The organism is Mesorhizobium sp. M2C.T.Ca.TU.002.02.1.1 (assembly GCF_003997225.1).
This window is the reverse complement of sequence record NZ_RZTO01000220.1, coordinates 1-8,065: the sequence shown is the minus strand read 5'-3', so window position 1 is coordinate 8,065 and position 8,065 is coordinate 1. Positions and strand designations below refer to the sequence as shown.

Annotated in this window: 1 pseudogene; it reads left to right on the top strand. The window is 64.0% G+C overall.

Annotation, left to right across the window (positions count from 1 at the left end):
* Positions 1 to 8,065 (top strand): annotated as a pseudogene (locus EOD07_RS37645) (hypothetical protein); the annotation flags it as partial.

The window sequence follows — 8,065 nt, the reverse complement described above, 5'->3', positions numbered from 1 at the left end:
GCTCCGACACGATCAACGTCACCGGCGACGTCACCGAGGACATCATCACCCGTGAGCTGGAAGGCGTATCCGGCGCGGTCGACCACCTCGTCACCTCGAACGATGCGCTCTACAACGGTCTCGTTGTCGACGGCTTCGACTACAACGTCTCGACCGCGCATGAAGGCCTCGTGGTCATCAATGAGGAAGCTGCCGGCGACACCAGCTCGGGACACACCATTGTCCGCGAGGAGTCCACGCTGGCCAACCAGTTTGCCGACTTCTACACGGTTCGGCTCTCGCAACAGCTGACGGGCACGCAGGTGGTCTACGTCACGGTCTCCGCGGCGCGCTCGCCGCAGGAGGAGCGTACGATCAACCCGGCGACCGGTCTCCCCTACGACCTCAATCCCGACCCGCTTAGTGACAAGCTTGGCGACTCGATCTGGCTGTCGACCGATCCGATGTCGGGCAATCACACCAACACCTACGCCGGCGGCGACCTTGCGACGACTGCCGACGACAGCTTCCTGCACAAGGTCACGATCGACGGCCAGGACTTCTGGATTCCGGATCGCGCCGTCGTCCTGAGGTTCGACGCAAGCAACTGGAATCAGGAGCAGAACGTCTACGTCTTCGCCCCCGACGACAAGCGCTCGGAAGGCGACCGCGTGGTCGTGATCCAGCATTCGGTCATCTCGAATGTCGGCATCTACAACGGGGCCGACGTGCGCAACGTCGAGGTCGACGTCCTGGATAACGACACCCCCGGCGTCTATGTCCGTGAGGTTGATGCGGCGGGCAATCTCGACAACCGCACCATCGTCATCGAAGGCACCAACACCACCAAGCTGACCGACCAGATCGAACTGCAGCTGGCCAAGGCTCCGGCCGGAACGGTGGTGGGCGACATCGTGCTGAACGACTTCGCCGACAAGGCGATCAAGTTCTTCGACAAGGTCGATTTCGCCGATGACGGCCTTCTCAACGGAAGCGCCACGGATAGCCGCCTCACCCTGTTCGCCAATCCGACCTATGACGCGGTGAACGATCGCGTGGTGGTAGGGCAGGTGAGGTTTACGGCCGGTAACTGGGACGACCCGATCGTGCTCGGCGTCGAGGCGCGCGACGACTATGTCCGCGAGGATGTCCAGACCGCCGTGGTCGAATTCGTGCGCAATGATGCTCTGACCACCGACACGGACTACGTGTTCCCCAACCTGCGGTCGGGGCTGCAACTCCTCGACGTGGAAGTCCACGACAACGAGACCTCGGGCGCGGTCATTCTCGAGAGCGGCACCGGCACGCAATTGATCAAGGACATTCCGGCCGGCAGCGGCAAGAATGACACCTACCAGATCCGTCTGACCCGCGAGCCGGACGCGACGGTTCGGGTAGCCGTGCTCACGGACGGCCTCGCCGACGTGGTCAAGATCGGCTCGACTGTCATCTCGCCAGAAGACTACGCGGTGATCGGCGGGCTGCAGGCCACGCAGATGTTCACCGGCAATCTGGTGTTCGGCACCCAGGGCGGGTTCCTGACCATCAAGCGCGGCGCAGGCTCCGACCTCGGCAGCTTCATCGACCAGGGCTTCTTCGGCGCTTCCGATGCCGCTCATCAGGTCTTCAGCGGCAACCTGACCTTCGCCACCAGCGGCGGCAAGCTGGCGCTGAACGGCGTCGGCCTCAACACGCTCGGCTTCGCTGCCGGGGACAAGATCCGTGTCAGCGCGCCCTCGGCGAACGGCTTCGACGTCAACAACGACGATTATGTGGTGTCCAGCGTCAGCGCCACGCAGATCGTCCTGACGCAGGCAGGTGTGTGGGCCAAGGCGGGTGCTTCCGCCCTGCCGGTCGCCCTCAGCGAGTTCGTGCCGATCGAAGGCCAGCATATCCGCATCGGCGGCAGCGCGGTCGCACAGGAACTGTTCGACGGCGTGCTGACCTTCGGAGTCAATGGCCTCAATCTGGCGGTCAACGCCACCGGCATTGGCGGGCTCGGCTTCGTCGCCGGCAACAAGATCCGCATCGACGCGACAGGTGCGTTCTCCGGCAATGACGGCGACTACGTCATCCAGTCGGTTAGCGCCAACCAGATCGTCCTTACGGCGCTCGCGGCGGTCGATCCGTGGACGACCTCTGGCACCGCCACCGCGGCAGTCTCGGTGAGCAAGCTCGTCAGCAATGACGGCGACTACCAGATCGCCTCGATCTCGGAAGACGGCAAGACCATCACCCTGACCCAGACGGGCTCGTGGGCCGCTGCTGGCGCGACTGCCAATCCGGCCGTGCTCAGCGACCTTGCCGAACGCTTCATCTTCGAAGGAACCGTGAATTACGGCCAGGAGACCAATCCGCAATCCTTCCCCGGCCAGTTCCTCGACCGTGGGCTGACCGGCGAGCAGGAAGGCTGGCTCTCCGAGGGCTTCCTCGAGGGCATGTGGGTACGGATTTCGGACCTCAATGGCGGCCATCCCGACATCGAGGCCAAGATCCAGCTCATCCGCGGCGACAACGCCGGCAAGGATGCGAAACTGCAGTTGATCCACGTCATGATCGACGGCGTCGAGCAGACGCTGAGCGCGACCTGGCTGGGCGACGCCACGGCCGACAATGTGCGCGTTGTGCGCATTGCGCCCGAGGCGGTGTTCACCGGCGGCGACCCGTCGGCTGCCGATGCCTGGTACAAAGCGCAGACCGTCGAACTGGCGGCCGACGTGGACTACATCGTCCCGCCGACACGCGACGGCGTGAAGATCTTCCCGGTCTCCACCCATCTTCTGTCCAAGTTGCGCGGCCCGCTGGCCGTCGAGGGCGGCCCGGCCGGCGCCGACCGCTCGCTGACCGCCGGCGTCAAGCTACCGGGCGAAAAGGACACCTTCCTGATCGCCATCGGCGCGCAGCCGCCGGAAAGCCAGCAGATCGACGTCCTGAACATCTTCGACGACTCCAGCCAGGCAGACGGCACCGGCGTCATGGATCAGACGACGCTGCGCGGCTTCGGCATGGCCAACGACCTCATCTTCAAGGGGCTGAGCGGCCCGCTCTATGGTGAAGCTGCTGCGGGTTCGACCCAGATCGTCGTTCCCGGCGGCATCAGCTTCGGCAAGGTGAACTACGGTTCGACCAGCGTCGGCACCGACGGCCACCAGAGCACCATCGAAGTGTTCAACCTGATGCTCGGGCAGGGTAACGACCGCCTCGACATCGGCGGCACGCTCGATCCGGCGCCGTTCGTCTCGGCCCAGAACGTGTTCAAATACAACAATGCGGACCCGGATTATCTGGGCAGCCATACCATCCGCCGGGACGGTTTCGACTGGAAGGCGCAGGGCTTCCTGCCCGGCCAGACAGTCACCATCCAGGGGGTCGCCGGAAGTTGGACCGTGATTTCGGTCGAGGACGCGTTCTATCTCGACGGAAACGGCCAGAAAGTCTCCGACGGGCACGGCGGGTTCCTGCGCGATCCCAACGACAACTCGATCCTGGTGCTGAGCGGCCCGGCCTTGCCGGCTGGCCTGACAGGCGAGCGCAAGATCGTCGCCGTCGATCCGCTGGTGCTAGAGACGGTCGCCTATGACGTCGCCTATACGGCGACGGGCGGCATCCTGAAGCGCAAGGACGGCCAGAGCTGGGAGGCTCACGGCTTCCTCAAGGGTCATCTGATCAACATCGGCGGCGAGAACGGCAGCTTCGACCAAGCCAAGCAGTACCGCGTCCTGTCGATCAATGGCGACACCATGGAAGTGCTGGGCGAGCCGATCGACACCGCCACCAATGTCAACGCTAACATCTGGGTTCAGGGCCCGCATGGCGGGCTGACCATGGTGCATGGCGGCGGCAACCTGCCGGTCCAGACCATCGGCTCCTACCAGACCAAGACTTACACGAGCGGAAACGTCAGCAAGAACATCCTGACCCGCCTCGACGGTCGCAACTGGCAGGATAGTCGCTACACGGTCGGCCAGCTCATCCAGGTCGGCAACGAGGGTGAGACCCGAGAGATCCTCGGCTTCGGCAACGCCGCCGATTACGGCATCGCAAAGCCGGCCGGCGAGTTCGCCACCTGGGGCACCGGCTCGGTGATGATCCTTTCCGGTCCGAACTTCGGTGCGGCGACCACCATAAACGACATCGACCTGCATCGTTCGATCCCGCAGCGCGTGGAGGTGCAGATCGAAGCGACGCTGGTGGTCGACACGCTGACGCGTGCCGCCGGCAGCTGGCTCGACGACGGTTTCGCGGCAGGGCAGGTGGTCTATATCCAGGGCTTGCCGGGCGGCTTCACCGTCAAGTCAGTCACCAAGACCGACCTGGTGCTGGACGGCGCTGCGATCCACGATTGCGTCATCGAAGAGGGCAGCACGATCACCGTCTATCGGATCGACCTGAAGAAGGATTCCGGTCCGGAAGTGGGCGGTGACCACTTCGTCATCGCGCCGGCCACGCCCAACAGCGTGCTCGCAGGCCCGAACAGCCCGCTTGTCGTCTATGGCGACACCAGCCAGGACGGCGCCTGGTATTCTGGCCGATCCTACGATCGGCTGGGCCAGGAGTTCGGCCAGAAGCCGTTCGATCCGTTCCCGGAACTGCCGGACGACCAGAACGAGGACAATGAGTGGGTCTTCCCGCTTGCCAACCGCTTCGTCCACTACGGCAATGACATCATCGACGCTCATGCGTTGTTCGCCAATCTCTACGACCAGAACGGCAACCTGACCGGCAATCTGCCGAGCGTGGGTTTCACCGCCTATGGCGGAGCCGGCAACGACCTGATCATCGGCAGCCAGGCTGGCGATCATCTGGCGGGCGGCTCCGGCGACGACACCATACTTGGGCAAGGCGGCAGCGACCACATTTACGGCGACAGCGGCTTCAACGTGGACATCCTGACGCGCGCTCTCCATGTGGCCACTTCCGATAACAGCCCGGCGCCGACCATCGATCCGCGACTGGGCGCCAGCGACCAGACCTTCAAGCCGGTCAAGGTTGAGACGCCCATGCGCGACGACATGGCCGCCGGCAACGACTTCCTTGACGGCAATGGCTCCGTCAACAAGGACCTCCCCAACATCATCTTCGGCGACCATGGCATCGTGAAGCAGTGGGTGGACGATCCCAACCTGCCTCCGATCCTGCTGCAGAAGATTCAGACGACCGACCTGTCGACCGTGATCGAGATCAGCACGGCCGAGCCGCAGAACGGCGGCGACGACGTCATCTACGGCAGCGACATCCCCGACATCCTGATCGGCGGCAGCGGCAACGACATGCTCGACGGCCGCCAGGACGACGACCTGATCTTTGGCGACAACGTCAAGCTGACCCGCAATGGCGGCGCCGACGGCAACCTGTTGGACGACATCCAGAACCTTCGCTTCCAGACGCTTGCCGGCACGCTGATGTATTCGCGCACCGACCGGCCGGTCCCGGCCGGCGTTGATCCACGCTATGCCTATGACGCGACGGGTGCCAACTCGTTGACTGAGTACACGTCGGGCAGGCTGTTGACCGACGGCGTCGCACGCAACTACCGCGACCCGACCGGCCCGGAGTGGTGGGCGGAATACAAGATCGACTATGCCCAGTATCACACCTTCGCCATCAACAATGGCGATGCCGGTGTCGGCAGCTTCGGTAACGACTACATCGCCGGCGGTGCGGGCAATGACGAGATCTTCGGCCAACTCGGGCATGACGTGATCCAGGGTGACGGTTCGATCGACTCCGCGGTCATGGGCACTGCCCATGTCGGCGCCGCGCGCAAACCGGTGCGGCTGGCCAATCCTAACGGCTCTGGCATCGACGACCCGGCAGGCGCGCTCTTTGTGGTGCCGAGCTTTGAGGCCGCCAGCGATGGTCAGGACTATATCGAGGGCGGCGGCGGCCGGGACGTCATCTTCGGTGGCCTCGGCCAGGACGATCTGGTCGGCGGCTCTTCGGACTTCTTCAGCCTGACGACCGCCGACAACCGCCCAGACGACATGGATTGGATCTTCGGCGGCGCCGGGCTCCGGATCGCCCGCAACGACGGTTTCGATCCGCTGGCGGGCAAGACGTCCACTGCGACCACCTACGGCCAGGACATCGTCACGGTCTCGGACGGCACGACATTCGCGAGCAAGCACGGCCGTGATTCCGATGCTATCGTGGGTGACAATGGCGACATCATCCGCATCGTCGGCATCAACCACACTGACGTTAATCCGCACCCCGAAACCAATCCGTTCGGGCAGAATTACGTCACCTTCAATTACGACAACTACGGTGGCGAGAAGATCGTTGTCCGCGGTATCCGGCTGCTCGACTACACGCCGGGCGGACCCGACTTCAAGCCGGAGGACTTCTCGCTGGTGGATCCGGCGACGACCCCGACGACTGCGGACGACGACATGCGACCCATGTTCTCGCTCTGCTGCTGCGATCCCCACACCGGGATCTGGGCTCGCGTCGACATTGGCGGCAACGATGAAATCCACGGCGAGACTGGTGACGACTTCGTCTATGCCGGCGGCGGCGGCGACGTCGTCTTCGGTGATGCCGATGACGACGATATCATCGGCGGCTGGGGCTCCGACTGGATTTCCGGCGGGACCGGCATCGACGGCGTTCTTGGCGACGATGGACGCATCTTCACCAGTCGCAACACAGCAAACCCGGCCGCCGCCGAAAACCTCTATGGCGTCCTGGCTCTGCGCGCCACGGACCCCGACACCAGGACCAGCCAGGGCGACGTGTTGAACGAGCTGATCCATACACCGGGCGACGTCCAGGTTGAAACGATCAACGTGGCGGGCGCGCTGACGAAGTCAGTCGACCTCACGCCGTTCAACCTGACTGCCGTTGAAATGGGGGCGGCCAATCCGTTCCTCTCTAACCAGCAGTTCGCGGACGACGTTATTTTCGGCGGCCTCGGCCAGGATTTCCTGCACGGCGGCTCCGGCGACGATGCCATCAGCGGTGCGGAAGCGCTCGGCGAATCCTATGCTCCGCGCTTCGACAGCCTCGGCAACTTCGTCGGGCTGATCCGCACGGACTTCAGCCGGCCTTACAACCCGGGCGACATATTGCACTTCGGCTCCGGGGATCCGCATTGGAACGAACCCAAGCCCGTGCAGAGCAGGACCGGCGAGTTCTTCCTTTACAATGAGTATGATCCACGCCGTGTGATCCTGTTCGATGGCGCCGCGGGGCACGTCTGGGATGGGCCGACCGCCGCCAACGGCGGGCTGCCTCCCATCAACCAGGACGGCATCACCGGCGGAACTGAATTGCTGCAGTACTTCCTCAACTGGCGCAGTGACGAGGGCGTCAGCGTGCTCGGTTATGTTGCGTTCAAGCCCGATGGCCAGACACCCGATCCGACCGTGCCGCAGCAATACCGTCAAAGCGACGGGGACGACCGCATCTTCGGCGATCTGGGCAACGACTGGATCATCGGCGGCACGGGTCGCGACCACATCTATGGTGGCTTCGGCAACGACCTGATGAACGCCGACGATTATCTGGGCACGATCAATCCGAATCCGCCGAATGCCAATCCAGGTCAGTTGCCGCTGCATGGCACCGACGAAAGCCCGGATACGCATTGGAGCTATGAGGATCGGGTGTTCGGTGGCGCCGGTCTCGACATCCTGATCGGCAACACCAAGGGCGACCGCCTGATCGACTGGGTGGGCGAGTTCAACAGCTACATCGTGCCGTTCGCGCCCTTCGGCATCGCGACGGTCAGCCGGCAGGTGCCGCCGCATCTGTACGACTTCCTCTACGCCCAGGCGTTCGGGGACGGCGTGGACATCACCCGCTACACCGATACCGGCACGTCGAACCACAACCAGAAATACTCGAACGTGACGACCATGCAGGGCGGCATCGACGGCGAGATCGGCCTGGTGACCCAGCAGGATCACGGCTACTGGCAGAACCAGACCGGCGGGCCGACCGATCCGCAGGCCGGCAACGTGCCTGGCGGGCGGCGCGACGTGCTGCGCACGGCGGCCTTCAACGACGGCACGCTCGACGTGTTCGCTGCCGACCAGGGCAAGTTCGCGGTGTCCAACGCCGCGATGTCGGTGCAGTCCCTCTC